General features: G+C 59.1%; 1 protein-coding gene. It reads right to left on the bottom strand.

All coding sequences use genetic code 11. The features are described from left to right. The coding region (locus tag MKL09_RS19305; RefSeq protein ID WP_244022793.1) for a TadE/TadG family type IV pilus assembly protein at positions 1-338 on the bottom strand (338 nt) is incomplete at its 3' end. Positions 339-672 lie beyond the last annotated feature (334 nt).

Below are 672 nucleotides of genomic sequence, written 5' to 3'. Positions count from 1 at the left end.
ACCGTCGAGAGTTTGTGTGTGGTGAGGGTGATCTGGCGTGGGTTGCTGGTGATCGTTAGCGGATCGACCACGAGGTTGGGCGCTCCCATGGCGCCGGTCATCGCCGTCTGGGCCATCGTATTGAGGTCGGCGGTCGAGGTGCTGAGTGGCGTTTGGCACAGGAGCAGCGCCGTACCATCTGTCGCCGCCTGCAGCTTGGTCTCCAGCCGGGTTGCGAAGCCGTAATCGATCGCCACGCCGCCAAACATGAGCATCGGTACGCTCAAAAAAGCGAACAGGATCGCGACGTTGCCACCGCGGTGGCGCGTGAAAGCGCTAAGGAGAGCACCACGTTGCATCAGGGGCAAGCTTCGTAGACATGGCGGATTGAGCGTGACGCATGCGCGTCATGCTGAATAACGGCACGATGTCTGGCGCCGATTAATGTGCGGTTAACTATCAAGTATCCTGAAATGCATTCCTAAGTTGTATATTATTGTAGGAATAGTGTTAGTTGTGCTCTTCAGTTGTAGAGGCGTCTTTGATCCTACAGGAACCCGCTCCCCGAGTGCCCCTTGAAGGCGTTCGCTCTGCGGATGTACCCGACCACGGTCCGCGGATCCCGGTGGCCGGACTGATCCATGATCCGAGCGAGATCCGCACCGCGCTCGGCCGCCGTGGTGATGTAGCCGG

The organism is Methylobacterium sp. J-048, from assembly GCF_022829515.1.
Lineage (GTDB): Bacteria > Pseudomonadota > Alphaproteobacteria > Rhizobiales > Beijerinckiaceae > Methylobacterium.
Note: the sequence above shows the minus strand (reverse complement) of the source record. Positions and strands in the feature narration are given on the sequence as shown.